The 15,920-nt window shown below is 64.7% G+C and carries 13 protein-coding genes; 4 read left to right on the forward strand and 9 right to left on the reverse strand.

Annotated elements, in window-relative coordinates; genetic code table 11:
• Positions 1-63: 63 nt before the first annotated feature.
• Genes CA951_RS22095 through CA951_RS22105 form a run of 3 tightly spaced genes read right to left on the reverse strand, consistent with a single transcriptional unit; the run spans position 64 to position 4,639 of the window.
• Positions 64-1,266, reverse strand: a complete 1,203-nt coding sequence (locus tag CA951_RS22095; RefSeq protein ID WP_087558849.1) for an amidohydrolase family protein — start codon at positions 1,264-1,266, stop codon at positions 64-66.
• Positions 1,263-2,954 carry an NAD(P)/FAD-dependent oxidoreductase gene (locus CA951_RS22100; RefSeq protein WP_087558850.1) on the reverse strand — a complete coding sequence of 564 codons (1,692 nt, stop codon included), beginning with the start codon at positions 2,952-2,954 and terminating at the stop codon, positions 1,263-1,265. The genes CA951_RS22095 and CA951_RS22100 overlap by 4 nt, the downstream gene beginning before the upstream one ends.
• A gap of 26 nt (positions 2,955-2,980) precedes the next feature.
• Positions 2,981-4,639, reverse strand: coding sequence for an NAD(P)/FAD-dependent oxidoreductase (locus CA951_RS22105; RefSeq protein ID WP_256974033.1), 1,659 nt, complete (start codon positions 4,637-4,639; stop codon positions 2,981-2,983).
• Between the two features lie 388 nt (positions 4,640-5,027).
• Here CA951_RS22105 and CA951_RS22110 point away from each other — a divergent pair, with 388 nt between their 5' ends.
• Entirely contained in the window at positions 5,028-5,552 is a 525-nt protein-coding gene (locus tag CA951_RS22110; protein WP_087558852.1) for a DoxX family protein, read from the forward strand.
• An 11-nt stretch (positions 5,553-5,563) separates the two neighbouring features.
• Here the strand turns inward: CA951_RS22110 and CA951_RS22115 are convergent, their stop codons facing one another.
• The 3 genes from CA951_RS22115 to CA951_RS22125 all read right to left on the reverse strand — a co-directional run bounded on the left by CA951_RS22115 (position 5,564) and on the right by CA951_RS22125 (position 8,657).
• The gene (locus CA951_RS22115) at positions 5,564-5,854 is read right to left on the reverse strand and encodes a hypothetical protein (RefSeq protein WP_087558853.1); all 291 of its coding nucleotides are present in this window, start codon (positions 5,852-5,854) and stop codon (positions 5,564-5,566) included.
• Positions 5,855-5,908: 54 nt separating this feature from the next.
• Positions 5,909-8,218, reverse strand: a complete 2,310-nt coding sequence (locus tag CA951_RS22120; RefSeq protein ID WP_087558854.1) for a LuxR C-terminal-related transcriptional regulator — start codon at positions 8,216-8,218, stop codon at positions 5,909-5,911.
• Between the two features lie 136 nt (positions 8,219-8,354).
• Positions 8,355-8,657 (reverse strand): putative quinol monooxygenase, encoded by a 303-nt coding sequence (locus CA951_RS22125; RefSeq protein ID WP_179220274.1) that lies wholly within the window; start codon positions 8,655-8,657, stop codon positions 8,355-8,357.
• Between the two features lie 211 nt (positions 8,658-8,868).
• On the opposite strand from CA951_RS22125, the gene CA951_RS22130 reads away from it, so the two are divergent.
• Positions 8,869-9,543: a TetR/AcrR family transcriptional regulator gene (locus CA951_RS22130; RefSeq protein ID WP_179220275.1), complete on the forward strand. Its 675-nt coding sequence runs from the start codon at positions 8,869-8,871 to the stop codon at positions 9,541-9,543.
• A 237-nt stretch (positions 9,544-9,780) separates the two neighbouring features.
• Here the strand turns inward: CA951_RS22130 and CA951_RS22140 are convergent, their stop codons facing one another.
• Positions 9,781-10,905, reverse strand: a complete 1,125-nt coding sequence (locus tag CA951_RS22140; protein WP_087558858.1) for a helix-turn-helix transcriptional regulator — start codon at positions 10,903-10,905, stop codon at positions 9,781-9,783.
• Between the two features lie 107 nt (positions 10,906-11,012).
• On the opposite strand from CA951_RS22140, the gene CA951_RS22145 reads away from it, so the two are divergent.
• Together CA951_RS22145 and CA951_RS22150 are read left to right on the forward strand one after the other, a co-directional pair.
• Positions 11,013-12,032 carry a methyltransferase gene (locus CA951_RS22145; protein WP_087558859.1) on the forward strand — a complete coding sequence of 340 codons (1,020 nt, stop codon included), beginning with the start codon at positions 11,013-11,015 and terminating at the stop codon, positions 12,030-12,032.
• Positions 12,033-12,059: 27 nt separating this feature from the next.
• On the forward strand, positions 12,060-13,187 hold the full coding sequence (locus tag CA951_RS22150) for an NAD(P)/FAD-dependent oxidoreductase (RefSeq protein ID WP_087558860.1): 1,128 nt from the start codon (positions 12,060-12,062) through the stop codon (positions 13,185-13,187).
• 285 nt (positions 13,188-13,472) lie between these two features.
• Here CA951_RS22150 and CA951_RS43500 read toward each other — a convergent pair whose 3' ends face one another.
• Together CA951_RS43500 and CA951_RS22160 are read right to left on the reverse strand one after the other, a co-directional pair.
• Complete coding sequence (locus tag CA951_RS43500; protein ID WP_087558861.1) at positions 13,473-13,706, reverse strand: hypothetical protein; 234 nt, start codon at positions 13,704-13,706, stop codon at positions 13,473-13,475.
• A 124-nt stretch (positions 13,707-13,830) separates the two neighbouring features.
• Complete coding sequence (locus CA951_RS22160) at positions 13,831-15,906, reverse strand: 3-hydroxyacyl-CoA dehydrogenase NAD-binding domain-containing protein (RefSeq protein ID WP_087558862.1); 2,076 nt, start codon at positions 15,904-15,906, stop codon at positions 13,831-13,833.
• Positions 15,907-15,920: the final 14 nt, after the last annotated feature.

A 15,920-nucleotide genomic window follows, 5' to 3' on the forward strand; every position in this document is an offset into this window, starting at 1 on the left:
GATCGATGTCGTAGGTGGTCGGTCACGGGCAGGCATCAATGCGACCCCGTGAGGTGCACGAAACTAGACGCCCGCCGGCGTGGCCACCGGGAGATTCATCAGGCGTCTGGCGTTGTCGCCCATGAAGTCCCGGGTTCGCTTCTCGTCCATCCCTTCGGCGTAGGCGAAGAAGCCCTTCGGTTCGGTCAGGCCCTCCGGGTGCGGCCAGTCGGAGCCGAACAGCACCTTGTCCCAGCCCAGCCACTCGACGACGTCGGCGACGTTGCCTTCCCAGAACGGGCTGACCCAGCAGTTGCGGCGCAGCACCTCGATCGGGTTCTCCTCGAAGTTCTGCGGCATCTTGGCGTAGGTCGCCTCGAGGTCGTCCATCAGCGGCTTGATCCACGCACTGCCGTTCTCGACGCTGGCGATTCGCAGTTTCGGAAAGCGCGTCAAGGTGCCGTGGCAGACGAGGCTGGCGAGCATGTCGGAAATCTCGCGGTGGCCCAGCGCCACGTACTTGAAGGCGGATCCTTCGAAGACGTTGACGGAGTTGTCGGGCTCCCACTTGAGCACGTAGTCCTCGAGAGGCGGTTGACTCGCGTGCAGGCCGACCGCGATGCCCGAGTCCTCGACGTCCTTCCAGAACGGGTCGAACTCCGGCAGGGCCGGGGAGCGCCACCCGCGGTAGCCGTACACCGGTGCCGGCTTGATCAGCACGATCTTGGCGCCGTTTTCGACGACGTATTCGAGTTCACGGCGGGCCTCGTCGACGAGCGCACAGTTGATCACCGGCGTCATGAAGAGACGGTCCTGGTAGGTGTATCCCCAGACGTCGAGCATCCAGCGGTTCAGGGCGTGGATGACCGCGACAGTCAGATCGGGGTCCTCGGCCGTGGAATGCTCGACCAGGTTCGCCAACGTCGGGAACACCATCGCCTGCTGAACCCCCTGCTCCTCGAGCACCTTCATGCGGGGCTCGGGCTCACGGAACGCCGGAATGGATTCCATCGCGTGTTCGTGGGACATCTCTTTGAGCGACTTGCCTTCCGGATTCTGGCCCGAATAGAAGGCCTCGTGTGCACCGGGGGCAGCGACCCGCTCGAACGTCGGATTCGGGATGAACTCCCTGATCTTGCCGAGGATGGAGATCTTCGTCCGGCGACCGGACTGGACGAACTCGATCGCATTCTTGAACCGGTCCGGCAAGTACCGGGTCAGCGCATCCGGGGTTTCGTACATGTGAGTGTCGAAGTCGAAGATGGGTACGTCGGTGTACTGAGTCACTGTGTGCCTCCAATGAGTTGAGATGTGCGAATTGTGCGACGGCGATGTGAATGAATACTTTCGATGCTGAATCCGCCATAGCCACCGTCCGCGGCGGCCTGACACGTCTTGCGGTAGGTGCCGACCCCACCGAAGAAGAACAACACTCCGCGGGGCTTGCCGGGAATGTTCGCGCCGAGAAACCAGGAATGGCGGCCCCGCGGCAACAATGTCGCGTTGATGTAGTCCTGTAAGAGTTGCCACCAGGATTCGACGGACTCGGCTGTCGGCTCGATGGTGTCGAGTTCGTTCATCCGCAGGTGCGCGATTGCGTCACCGATCCACTCGACTGTCCCTTCGACCACGACCGGGATGTTGCCGAACGGACTCTGAGGCCCGCTGACCATGAACATGTTCGGGAATCCGTCCACGGAGATACCCAGATGTGTGCGTGGACCTTCCGCCCACTTCTCTCTGAGGGTCTGTCCGCCCCGTCCGCGGATGTCGATGTGGTTGTAGGCCCCGGTGCCCGCGTCGAAGCCGGTGGCGAACACGATGACGTCGGCGGAATACTCGTCATCGCCGACACGAACGCCATCCGCCGTGATCTCGGTGATCGGGGTACTGCTGATGTCGATCAAGCTGACGTTGTCCCTGTTGAAGGCCTCGTAGTAGAAATGCCCGAGCGGGGGCCGTTTCGACACGATCGGATAGTCCTTGGGGCAGAGCACATCCGCCGTGTCCGGGTTCTTCACTATCGTCCGGATCTTCTCGCGCACGAACTCCGAGGCGATCTCGTTCGCCTCCTCGTCGAGCGTGATGTCGTCGAAGGTCTCGAAGATGAACCGGAACCCGCCTGTCTCCCAGCCGCGCTCCAGAATGTTCCGGTGCTCGTCCGCGGTGACGTCCTTCTTGGTGACACCGGCCCGGTCGAACGCGTACCCGAAGGGATGCTTCCTGGCCTTTCGCCAGATTTCGTCGTACGAAGCGCGGATACTCTGACGATCGAAATCGGTCAGGGTGTGGTTGCGGGCCGGAAGTACGTAGTTCGGCGTCCGCTGGAACACGGTGAGCTGTTCGGCTGTCTGCGCGATCAGCGGAATGGCCTGAACAGCTGTGGCACCGGTGCCGATGACCGCAACGCGCTTGCCGGCGAACTCGACGTTCTCCCGGGGCCACCGACCGGTCACGTACCACTCTCCTTCGAACTTGTCGATGCCGTCGAAGTCGGGCTTGTAGGGCAGTGACAGCAGGCCGAGCGCCGTGACGAGGTACTGGCAGTGGTAGCGCTTCCCGTCCTCCGTGGTGACCAGCCAGCGGCCTGTCTCCTCCTCGTAGACCGCGGAGACGACCCGGGTGTCGAAGACGATGTCCTTGCGAAGATCGAATTTGTCCGCCACGTGACGTAGATACCGATGAACCTCGTCCTGAGTTGGAAAACGCTCGGACCAGTCCCACTCGTCCTGCAACTCCGTCGAGAACGAGTACGCGTAGGTCCAGCTCTCGCTGTCGGTCCGCGCTCCTGGATAGCGGTTCCAGTACCACGTGCCGCCGAGGTCCGGGGCGGCCTCGAGAATGTGCGCACGGAGTCCTCGCCCGCGAAGCTCGTGCAGCATCCGCAGTCCGCCGAAGCCGGCGCCGATCACGACCGCATCGATCTCGACGACATTCGCGCCCGCCACCGCGTGGTTGTTCGATTGGTCTGACATCACGTGCCTCTCTGGTTCGTGTGGTGTCACGGGATGGCCGGTGCCGCGGCACGCAGTTCGAAGCCCTCGTACCCGTTCGCTGTCGCCTTGTCGATCAGCTCGTTGTACGCGGGACCGCCACCCAGATACACCAGGCAGGCCCGCGGCTTCCCGGGGATGTTGGCGCCCATGTACCAGGAGTTCGCGTGAGGCAGCAGGGTGTATGACGCGATCTCACGCGTCTGCCGATCCCATCCGTCCTCCGCTTCGGCCGACGGCTCCACCGTCTCGAGACCGTTCTCACGCATGTGCCGTATCAGATCGGCAGTCCAGTCCGCAGTGTCCTGCACGGCGAAGGGGATGCTGTAGAGCGCCGACGGGCTCTGCGGTCCGAGCGCCATCACGAGATTCGGGAACTGGTGCATCATCCGGCCGAAGTACGTCCGCGCTCCGTGCTCCCAGTGCTCCGCCAGCGGAACTCCGCCACGACCGCGCAGGTTCATCCTCAACAGCGGACCGGTCAGTGCATCGAATCCCGTCGCGAGGATGATGTCGTCGAATTCGTACTCGACGTCACCCGCCTGGATGCCGTTTTCGGTGATCCGCACGATCGGAGTGGTTCGAAGATCGATGAGTTCGACGTTCTCCCGGTTGTAGGTCTCGTAGTAGTTCGTTTCCAGCGGCGGCCGTTTCGTGGCATACGGGTGATCCCGAGGAGTCAGCAGATCCGCGACCGCCGGATCCGTCACGCGCTGGCGAATCTTGGCCCGAATGAACTCGGCCGCCAGTTCGTTCGACTCCGGATTGAATGCCAGGTCGGCAAAGGAGTCGAAGCAGAGTCGAAATCCGCCTTGACGCCATTTCTCCTCGAAAGTGGCGATCCGCTCCTCGTCGCTGACCGCCACCGCGGAGGGCTGGGCGGTGTCGTACGGGATGCCGGCATAGGTTCGGCGTGAACGCTCGATCAGCGTGGCGTGATTCGCCTTGATCTGCGCCTGGAACTCGGGGTCCATGACACCGTTTCCGAGGGGGGTGGCGTAGTTCGGAGTCCGTTGGAACACCGTCAATGCGCGGGCCTCCTGTGCGACCAGGGGGATGAGCTGAATGCCGCTCGATCCGGTGCCGATGACAGCCACTCGCCGACCGGTGAAATCGACGCCCTCGTGGGGCCAGTGCGACGTCCGGTACACATTGCCCGTGAAGTCCTGCAGACCCTCGAACGCCGGTTCCTTCGCCGCCGACAGGAAGCCCACACCGGAGTGGAGGAACTGCGCGGTATAGGTGTCGCCGTCCTTCGTCTCGATCACCCAGCGGTTACGCTCTTCATCGAACGTGCCCGAGCTGACTTGCTTTTCGAACAAGTAGCTTCGCCGCAGGTCGTACCGGTCGGCGACATGGTTGAGATAGCGCAGAATCTCCGGTTGGCCGGCAAACCGCTCGCTCCAGTTCCAGTCCTGAACCAGTTCCGGGTCGAAGGAGTACGAGTAGTTGTAGCTTTCGACGTCGCAGCGTGCACCGGGGTAGCGGTTCCAGTACCACGTTCCGCCGACGTCGGTCGCTGCGTCCAGACCGAGCACCGCCAGTCCCTCGATGTTGCGGTACTTGTGCACGGCGTAGAGCCCGGCGAAGCCGGCGCCGACGACGATGACGTCGAAGTCTTTCTGTGGCGTTGCGTCGCCGTTCTGGCCGTGAGTCGAACTGGGCACCGTTCCTCCTCGGTAGTTTTCGGTCGAGCCGTGCGCTGATTGCATTCCGCGGCAGGGCGCGTACAGGTATCGGTGTGCGGTTCGGGCGGAGCAACTCTCGCCCTGACGCTGTGGCCGGTCACCGCCGGGATGTTCGAAGCTCTCCTGTTGACGTGACCTATGCCACTATCGGCCTCCGGGCCCCGTCGCCGCATCCCGCAAAGTACGTAGAGGCATGACTAGACGCGCGAGATACGCACTTCTTCGGCCTCTCCATCCCCCGTTTGGCGTCAATAATCAAAGTTGACGACAGGTTCAATTGGCTTGTTCGCTCAGACTGCGTCCAGCCTCCGCAATCCGCTCGGTGGCGCGAGGCGCAAAGAATTCCCACTTGAAGAGGTGAACTCGAATGAGCAATTTTGACGTCGCAGTAGCGATGATTCGCGTTGTCGTCGGCGGCACGATGATCGCGCACGGCTACAACCACCTATGGGGCGGCGGGGGGCTCGCGGGGACCACACGCTGGTTCGATGCCCTCGGAATGCACCCAGCGAAGTTGCACGCCCTGCTCTCGGGCGCCGGGGAACTGGCCGCGGGCGTCGCGCTCGCGGTGGGACTTCTCACTCCCTTGGCCGCAGCGTTCGTGGTCGGCACCATGACGGTCGCCGCCGTCACCGCCCACCGCCGCAACGGCTTCTTCGTCTTCAAGGACGGCTACGAATATGTGTTGATGATCGGCATCGTGTCCATTGCCCTCGCGATACTGGGGCCGGGCAGCCTATCGATCGATCACGCGGCGGGACTTCACGCTGGACTGGACGGAGGCGTCGGTGCAGCTGTCGCAGCCGGTGGAGGTGCGCTCGGCGCGGTCGTACTCCTCGGGACGACGTGGCGCCCACCACGGCGCGACCCGGTCGAGACTGCCCAGCAGTGACCACGGTGACGCTATCGGTGGAAGCTGAATCCGACCGTGCACGGAGCGGCGATCGAAACCGACTCGACGCGATCGTCACGCCCATCGGGAAGGCCGGTGAAGAGCGCGGCAGCATGCTCGGCTCGCATGACGACCTCGACCCGGTCGCACGATTCAGGCTCTTCGATGTCCCCGAAGAGGACATGGAAGGACAGTGTGCCGTCGGCGCCGACCGACGCGACAACCGAACCGTCGACGACGCCGGGGATGGACCGCAGGACGGCCGGAGGGGTTGCCGGAATCGGCGACGATCGAGTGTTCACCGCACGGACACTAGTTGAAGTTCATGTCACGTTCAAGCGAGACCCTAAGGCGGATCAGGCTTTTCGCGCCGTGATCCACGCAGCGATACTGGTCCGCGAGGTGAAGCCCAGTTTGACGAGGACATTTTCGACGTGCGTTGCGACCGTCCGCGGCGAGATCACGAGCCGCTCGGCGATCTCGCGATTGGACAGGCCCTCGCTCACCAAGCCGGCGACCTCCGTTTCGCGCGGTGTCAGTATGTCGCGCTGCGACGACGGCGCCACCGGCGCCGGGACCGGGCGCCCCTCGAGCGCGTATGCCAGCACCTCCTCCGGAGGCAGTCCCGCACCGCGCTCGAAAGAACTGTCGAACAACCGGTTACCTGCATCCCGCCGCGCCGACTCTTCACAGCGCTCGCGATGCACCTGCCACGATCTGGAGCCGAACAACTGCTGTCCGAGGCTCGACCACAGACGTTGAGCACATCCGAGGAAGAAGGCGGCTCGCTCGGGCTCACGATTGTCCGCACACACCCAGGCGTACAGGTCGAGCGCCATGGCTCGGCCGAGCGAGTCCGGAAAGACTTGGTACAGGCGCAATGCGTCGCGCACACCGCGTTCGGCCGGTTCGAGTTGGCCCTGCGCGAAATCGACGAAGGCACGGCCGTAGATTGCGTAAGACAGCATCCAGCGTTCGCCGTGGCTCTCGGACAGCGTTCGACTGCTCTCGAAATGCTCGAGGGCGACCTCGGGTTGCTCCAGGAAGATGTATGCCAGTCCCAGCCCGATCCGCAGGTTGGAGACCAGGCCGGCGGGAGCGCCCAGCCTCGTGTACCGAGCCAGGGCCTCGGTCATCGCCTGTACACCGAATTCCCCATCACCTGCGAGGTATGCCAGCATGCCACGGATATGACGGCCGTACGCCACGGTCAACTCGTCGCCGAGGTCGGTGGCCTCGGCAAGGCAGTCGTCGAGTGAAACCGCCGCAACCGCATGGTCCCCCTGCAGAGCGGTGACGAATCCTCTCGTTGCGAGCGCCCATGCGTGCTCCTGGCTGCGTCCGGATTCGACAGCGAGCAGCCGATCGAGCCAGTGCCTGCCTTCGGCGAGGGAGAACGCCCAGAGAAACCACGCCGGCCCGGCGATGCGTAGACCCGAGGACAGCTTCCCCGATTCCGTGAGGCAGTACTCGAATGCGGCGCGCAAGTTCGGCTGCTCCTGGCGTAGGCGCGCGAACACATGCTCCTCGGTCGGGCCGAACCAATCCTCCACGGCGGAATCCATCAGCGCCGCAAACCAGCTCAGGTGCCGATCACGTAACGCCGGTACCGCCCGGCTGTCGCGCAGCTTGTCCTGGCCGTACTCGCGGAGCGTCTCCAGCAACCGGAACCGAACGTGACCGTCACGATCCTCCCGCGCGATGATCGACTGGTCGATCAATCCGGAAAGTCCGTTCAGAATCGAATTCTGATCGAGCCCGTCGCCGCTGCATACTGCCGTCGCCGCAGCCAGATCGAAACTCCCGGCGAACACCGCAACCCGAGTCCACAGGAGTTGCTCCGACGGGCTGCACAGATCGAAACTCCAATCGATCGTCGCCCGCAGCGTCTGATGCCGAGCCGGTGTGATGCGTGAGCCTTCGGTCAGAAGCTGCAACCGGCGATCGAGCCGATCGGCCAGATCGGATACCGACAGCACCTTGAGCCGCACTGCCGCCAATTCGATCGCCAGCGGGATACCCTCGAGCTGCTGACAGATACGGGCCACCTCGGGAAGGTTGGTCGGCGACACCTCGAAACCAGGCACCGCGGTCGCTGCCCGATCGGCGAACAGGACCAGCGCGGCGTAGCGCTGATCGGACCCGGCGGCCACAGGTTCGTCCGGGGCGGGAACCGGTAACGGCGACACCGACAGCACCCTCTCGCCGGGGACCCCCAGTGCTTGGCGGCTGGTGGCGATGATGCGCAGGTGAGGAGCACTGTGCAGCAGCCTCACGCCGAGCCGAGCAGTTTCGGCCAGCAGTTGCTCGCAATTGTCGAGGACGAGCAACACATGCCGCGATCGAAGATAGTCCTCGATGGCTTCGACCGAGTCCCGCGCCGACACTTCGGTCAATTTGAGCGAGTCGACGACGGTCTGCGCCAGGAGCCGTGGTTCCCGCAGCGCCGCGAGTTCGACTATACGAACGCCGTCACGGAAGGACCGCTGCACTTGCGTGGCCGTCCTAAGAGCCAGCCGCGTCTTTCCCACTCCCCCGAGACCGGTCAGGGTCACCAGACGATTCTCGGCGAGCAACTGACGTGTGTGCGACAGTTCCTCCCGGCGACCGACGAAGGTCGTCAACTCCGGGTCGAAATTCGTGCGGGGCGCTGACTCCGATCCCATCGCGCCAACCACCCCTATCTCGTGCGATGCCGGCGTCGGTGTCGACTGCCACCTGCCTCGGCGATCTCGAGGTGAACCTCGAGAATCACGGTAGCACCAATCGGCGACGGTAAGAACCCCGGGACAGGTAACACGATCAGGTCGTCAGCGACACACGGCGCTCGTAGTGCTCCGCTCCGCCGGTACCCGCCAGGTGCGCGCCCATCGCGGCATAGAATTCTTTGAATTCTGGAGTGCTCCGGTAGTTTTCGTGCGATTCAACGCTGTCCCAGGTGATGACTATCAGGCAGGCATCCGGACTCTCGACCCCCTGCAACACCTCGGCGCTCGTGGGGACACCGTCCGACAGCAGACCGAGCAGGCCTGCCTCGACGTCCGCGAGGAAGGTGTGCAGACGACCTTCCGCGACCTGGACCCGCACCACTTCGACAACACTCACTGGGACTCCCTGGGCCCCGGCGACAGGGGCACTTGTCGGATCGACACTCGCCGACCATGACGGAGTGGCCGGCGGATCAAGAGTTACAGTCGACATCAAGTTCGACTTCTATGTCCAAAGTAAACAGCCAGCCGTCGAGAAGTCAATGGCCGCCCGGCCACTCATCGTCGATAATTGAAGTTGACCATAAGTTCAGGGTAGGTTGAAGGGCGTGACAGCCGCTCCGAAGTCGAAGAAGTCGCCGGGACCGTCGAAAACCCCGCAGGGCCTCCTCCGGGAGCTGCCTCCCACCGACCGCGGCGCCCGTCGCCGCGCCGCCCTGATCGCCGCCGCGCGCAAGGTGTTCGAACGATCGGGCTACGTCAACACGCGTTTGTCGGATATCACGGAAGAGGCCAAGTGTTCGGCCGGAACCTTCTACACCTATTTCAAGACCAAAGAAGAGATCTTCGCTGCACTCCTGGAGACGGTCCAGGAAGAAATGCTGCATCCGGGCGCCGGCAGCGAGGTCGTCGACGCGGCCTCCGCGTACGAGGTGCTCGAGGCCAGCAACCGTGCCTACCTGGCGTCGTACAAGCGTAACGGTAAGTTGATGGGCCTCCTCGAGGAAGTGGCGCTTGTCGACCCGGTCTTCGGCGACCTGCGGCAGCGTCGCGCAGACGCATTCATCAGCCGGAATGCCCGCAACATCGCCGAACTGCAGAAGCGCGGGGTTGCCGACCCGGATCTCGATCCCGAATTGACGGCGCGGGCGTTGTCCGCAATGGTCAGCCGCACCGCGTACCGATATTTCGCCGCTGCCACCGGGCGCAAGCGCGTGAACTTCGACAAGCTCGTCGAAACGATAACGCGGATCTGGGCCAATGCGTTGCGGATTACGCCCTGACGCTATCGCTCCGAGGGGAATTCACCATGCCCCACGGTGAGGACGAACGGAGGAAATCGGGGCCACCTCCGTTCGTTGCGGCGGCGACAGAATGTGCAAGGGGCACCTTCCTGGTCGACGGCAAACTGTCGGTGAGCGCCAGCGTCGTGGAAGTAGAGATGGTTCGGGCGGTGAACCTTCTTGGTTGGCGCGCCATTTGCCGTGAAGCAGATGCGGACAGCTGAGAGTTCGGCGAATTCAGTTGATGCCCTTCGCCCACCATCCGGATGGCGGGGATGCCGCACGCTCCCAGCGTGGCGCGTAGTGCTCGAGGAATATCTGCCCCACCAGTTCCCCGCGGCTGCGCACCCCGGTCTTGGCGAAGATCGACTTCATGTGGTCTTGAATTGTGTAGACGGATAACGACATTGCGTGCGCCATCTCCCTTGTCGATCGCCCCTGGACGCACAGCGCAGTGAGATGGCATTCGCGTTGGGACAGTCCGTAGGCCATGGCTATGACGGGCGCGATCTCATGCGGCGTCGCGGGTTGGACGATGACGGCGGTGCGTCCGTCTTCGACGCCGGAAAGCCTGGTCCCGTACAGCAACAGCCAGGCGCCGGATCGCGTGCGTACCCGCGAGCGCGCGGCAAGTTCCAGCGGATCGGTGCCCGGTTCGATCGCCCTCGCCCGGGCCGCGATGGCCTGCACGACCTTCGATTCGAACGGCGTCGACGGCGCCGGGACCTCGACAATTTCGTCGATCCAGCGTTCCGCGGCGGGTGAGACCGATTCCGGGTTGCCCGCGGCGTCGAAGACCACCACGCCGGGGCCGTAGTCCACGGTCGTCACGGCGACCTCGACCTCGTGGAGCATCGAACGTCGCAGACCGGTCGCGAGCGCGGGCGCCAGCGCGGCGATTGCGCGGACGTGCTCGGCGGTGTACCACGGCGCGCCCGCATCGCGCAGGAATGCCGCTGCACCCCAGTAGACCCCGTCCGACACCAGGGAGACCCGCAGCTCGTCGCCGATTCCGTACGCCTCGTGCGAACGGTGCCGTGCACTGCGGGACAAATCTCCGTGGGTATCCAGACCAAGTGCACCCGCCAGGCGGCCACTGTGCGCAAGAAACGCCCACTTGTCGACGTCCTCGACCTCGTATTCGTAGTGCGCCAACCAGGATCCGGAACACCCAACGTTCCGGTTGACGCTGCCGGTGAACAGGATGGTGCCCGGGTCGACGGTGTGCCAGCAGCAGCGGTCATGTGGGATCACCGTGCGCAGAGCCTCGCTCATTCGCACGCTGTACCCCACCCAGTCCAGCTGGTCGGCGACGGCACGCGAGATTTGATCACGGACGTGTGGCAGCAAGCTCTGCGCCATGTCCAAAGTGTATCGCAGCAGGTTAGGGCTGCCTACCCCAGAAATCTGGGTGAATTCCCCAGGATTCAGGGCTATGACGCAGAACCGACGACGACGACGCTGGTTTCATGACGATGACAGCCCATACCTCCGCCGAAACCGACCACGACCTGCCTAGCCCGGAGCTGATCATGCATCTGGCGTCCGGGTTCATGGCCGCCAAACACCTCTTCGCCGCCAGCGAACTCGGTTTGTTCGAGGCGTTGGGCGAGGGCCCCACCGACCTGCACGGCCTGGCCGCCCGCACCGGGCTTACTGCCCGAGCGACCCGGATCAGCGCCGACGCCATGGTCGCGCTGGGTATGCTCGAACGCCGAGGCGAACAGTATGTCAATACCGAGACGGCGGCCGCGTTCCTCGCCGGCGGATCGCCCGCCGACCTGCGTCCGCTGCTGCGGTTCTGGGACAAGATCAGCTTCCCGGTGTGGGAAGGCCTGGCCGGCGCACTCGCCCGCGGACCGAAACGTCAGATCTTCGACCTAGACGCCGCCCTGCAACCCATCGCCTCGATCGGTATCGAGGCGTTTTCGGCCGGCCCCTCGCTCGCCCTGCCGGACACGGTCGACCTGTCCGGCAGTCATCGACTCCTCGACATCGGCGGCGGCACCGGCTCCTGGTCCATCGCGGTGGCGCGCCACTGCCCGCAACTGAGCGCGACTGTGTTCGAGCTGCCGGCGGTTGCCCAGACCTCGCAGGACCGCATCGCGTCGGTCGGCCTGGAGGGGCGAATCGACGTATGCGCCGGCGACGCGATGGCCGACCCGCTGCCCGTCGGGTACGACGCCTTCCTGGTCGCGAACCTGGTGCATTACTGGTCGCCGGAGCAGAACCGTGCGCTGCTACAACGCATTCGCGACGTCGCCGCACCCGGCGCCACGCTACTGATTGCCGAATTCTGGACGGACCCCACCCACACCCAGCCGGTCGCGGCCGCCCTGATGGCGGGGGAATTCGCGGTCCACCTCGAACACGGCGACGTCTACAGCGTCGGAGAAGGCGTCGCCTGGCTGCAGGACACTGGCTGGCGCTACCGCGACCATCGCTCGCTGACCGGCCCGATGAGCGTCATTGTCGCCGAAACCGCATGAAACAAGACAATACCCAAGGAGCACACGATGAGCGAGCATCAAGTCGCAATCGTCGGCGCCGGCACCTCCGGGGTCGCGGCGGCGGTGGCCCTCGCCGACCGTGGCATCAACCCGTTGCTGATCGACCGAGCCGACCAAGTCGGTTCGTCGTGGCACTCTCGTTATGACCGGCTGCGACTGAACACCGGCAGGCAGTTCTCCCACCTGCCGAACCGCCCCTACCCGAAGGGCACACCGACCTTTCCCACGCGGGAACAGGTGATCGAGCATCTCGAGCGGCACGCACGCGCGGACGGGATCGAGCTGCGCCTGGGCTGCCCGGTGGAACGGCTCGACCTAACGGACGGGCACTGGCGGTTGACCACCGCTGCCGGTTCGGTCGACGCTGCCGAGGTGGTGGTCGCGACCGGCTTCGATCATGAGCCCTTCGTCCCGGACTGGCCCGGACGCGAGTACTGGCGGGGTGCACTGGTTCATTCGTCGCAGTACCGGAATCCCTCGCAGTACAACGGGAAACGGGTCCTCGTGGTGGGAGCGGGCTGCTCGGGCATGGAAATTGCCTACGACCTCGCCACCGGAGGCGCGGCAAAGGTCTGGCTTTCGGCTCGCACGCCGCCGAACATCATGCTCCGCCAGGGACCTGGTGGCATAGCGGGAGACTTCATCGCGACGCCGCTCTACCATGCCCCGGTCCCTATCGCGGACGCAATCGCTCGGTTCGGCCGGGAGAGGAGCATCGGCGACCTGCGCGAGTTCGGATTACCGATCCCCGACGAGGGGATCTTCGCCCGCAGCGCCCGCCTCGGCGTGGCACCGGCGATCGTCGACAAGGAGCTCATCGCCGCGATCCGAGACAGGTCCATCGAGGTCGTTCGCGGAGTCGAGTCACTCGACGCGGACAGCGTGTGGCTGGTGGACGGTATGCGAATCGACCCGGACGCGATGGTCTGCGCGACGGGGTTCCGCCGGGAACTCGAAAAGCTGGTCGGGCACCTCGGCGTACTGGACGAGCGAGGTTGGCCGCACGCCACCGGTGAAAAGCCGGCCGCCGAGAGGTTGCGTTTCATCGGATTCGTGCCCAGGCCGTCGCAGATCGGGTTCGCGGCGAAGCAGGCTCGCCGCGCGGCCCGAGCGATCGCGCGGGAACTGCAGTGAGCGTCGGCGGTAGGATTCTCCCGCCCTGCCCCGGCGCTCGAACAATGGCGGGTCTGCGCGGAGACGGCCGACCGGTCAAATCCCCCCGCACAAACGGTCGTTCATGAGACATCACTGACCGGTTGACGTTTACCCGGTCGGATGTGTAGAGAACACCGTGTACGGAACAACGTCACGTTGTCGGGGGTACGCGATACATTCCCCGATATGAGGATCGGGTACGGCCGAGTGTCGACTCGGGGGTTGGATCGTGGGCGGCGTGCCGGGTTGGTGCGCCCGAGAAGTTTATCGATGACGCCAGAGCGCAGCGACGGCTTTATGGTCGTGATGGGGAAATGCGCTGTGCGACAGTGATCGGCGGGTGATCCGCAGGGCGGCGACGAAGGACATTCGGTCCGGGCCGTGCCCGCCGGCGGTGTGACCGAACTCCTCCGCATCGACGAATCCGGCCGCCTCCAACTCCGACGCGAGAGTCGCAGCCGGATTTCGCTGGGTGTTAGAGGAGTCCGGTTCGGCCATCGTCGAACTCAGCGTCCGTGGAGTGCAACGTCCGGCGCACCGCGTTCAAAGGCATCCATCTGTCCGGTGTCCCTTCGCCGATTCGGGCGTACTCCTCAGGGCGCGGGCCTCTGGCAGTGCGTGTTCAGAGCCGGCTGAAGGTCCCGCCTTCACGTGCCAACCGCACCAACAGCGATGCCGGTTCCCAGCCCGGAGGGGCAAAGCGGCGCAGCGCTGTCAGAACGATGCCCAGTCCGACGGTGTCTGCATAGAACATCGGCCCACCGCGGTGGCGCGGGAACCCGTATCCGGACATGTACACCACGTCGATGTCGGACGCGCGCGAGGCGATTCCCTCCTCGAGAATCCTCGCGCCCTCGTCGACCAGGGCGAAGATCAGTCGTTGCACGATCTCTTCCGGCTCGAAGGTCTGGAGTGCCGCATCCCGCGATGCGCGGAAGGATGCCAGCAGCGCATCGACCGTCGGGCTGGGCAGCGCGACCCGACTCCCGGCCTCGTAGTCGTACCATCCACCTCCGGTCTTCTGCCCGAATCGACCCAGCTCGCAGAGAGCGTCACTGATCGCGTCACGGGGAGATTCCGGTTGCTCGGCGTAGCGACGCTTGCGGATCGCCCAACCGATGTCGTTGCCTGCAAGATCAGCCATCCGGAACGGCCCCATCGCGAGGCCGAACCCCTCGATCGCGTTATCGATCTGTGCGGGCGTCGCACCCGCGTTGAGGACCACCTTGGCGGCGGCCTGGTATCTGGCGAGCATCCGGTTCCCGATGAACCCATCACACACCCCGGAGACCACACCGATCTTGCCCACCCGGCGTCCGGTCTCCATCGCGGTGACCAACACGTCGTCGGCGGTCTCTTTGCCACGGACGACTTCCAGCAACGTCATCACGTTTGCGGGGCTGAAGAAATGCATGCCGACGACGTCGCCCGGCCGCGAGGTGATCGCCGCGATCGCGTCGATATCGAGGGTCGACGTGTTGGAGGCGAGGATCGCACCTCGCTTCGCGGTCGCGCCGAGGGCGGCGAAGACGTCTCTCTTGACGTCCATGTCCTCGAACACTGCTTCGATGACGAGATCGCAGTCTGCTATGTCCACGTAGTCGAGCGTCGGCGTCAACAGGTCCATCCGTTGTTGCAGCGCGGCGGCGTCAAGTTTTCCCTTGTCGACCTGCACTTGGTAGTTCCGCCGGATGGCCTGGATTCCCCGGTCGAGTGATTCGGACTTCGTTTCGACGAGCGTGACGGGGATCCCGGCGTCGAGGAAGTTCATGGCGATGCCGCCGCCCATCGTCCCGGCCCCGATCACCCCCACCGTCTCGACTGCGCGGGAGCGGATCCCCCGGGGCAGACCGGGGATCGTGCGTGCTGCTCGTTCTGCGAAGAAGGCATGCCGAAGCGCGGCCGATTGCTCCCCGGCGACCAGGGCAGCGAAGGTGTGGCGTTCGGTGTCCAGCCCCTCCGCGAAGGGCAGGGTGGTGGCCTTCGCGATGAGGTCCAGGGCGGCGAGTGGAGCGAGAGAACCGCGGCTTCGCTGATGAAGCTGTTTTCGCGCCGCGTCCGTCACAGCGCCATTGTCCGGCGCCGCGAGATCGCGGATACGCGGCAAGTGCTGCACCCCCGTGACCCGCTGAGCAAACTGCGATGCCGCGCCGACCGCATCATCGTCGACGACGAGGTCGAACAGCCGTTGCCCGGGCAGGTCGGCGAGACTGCGAGCCGTGCGCGGATTTCCGTGGGCGATCATGTCGATCGCGGTCTCGAGATCGACGACCCGCGGTAGACGCTGCGTGCCGCCCGCACCGGGCACCAGTCCGAGCTTCACCTCGGGTAGCGCTATCCGGCTGTCGGCGGTGGCCACACGGAAGTGCGCACCGAGTGCCAGTTCGAGGCCGCCTCCGAAACAGATGCCGTCGATCGCGGCGATTACCGGCTTGTCGGCGGCGTCGAATGCGTCGATCACGGTCTGCAAGGATGGTTCCGCCGCGGCATTCGGTGTTCCGAATTCGGTGATGTCGGCGCCGGCGGAGAAGAAGTCTCCCCCTCCGGTGAGGACGACAGCGTCCACCTCGGGTGACTCGAGAGCGCGGCGCAGGTCTGCCAGGATCCCGGCGCGGGTGGAGTGCCCCAGTCCGTTGACGGGAGAATTGTCGAGGCGAATCGTCGCGACGTTGCCCGCGACACTGTACTGGGTTGGCATGGTGGCTTCTTTCT

The organism is Rhodococcus sp. NCIMB 12038 (assembly GCF_002165735.1).
Classification (GTDB): domain Bacteria; phylum Actinomycetota; class Actinomycetes; order Mycobacteriales; family Mycobacteriaceae; genus Rhodococcus_F.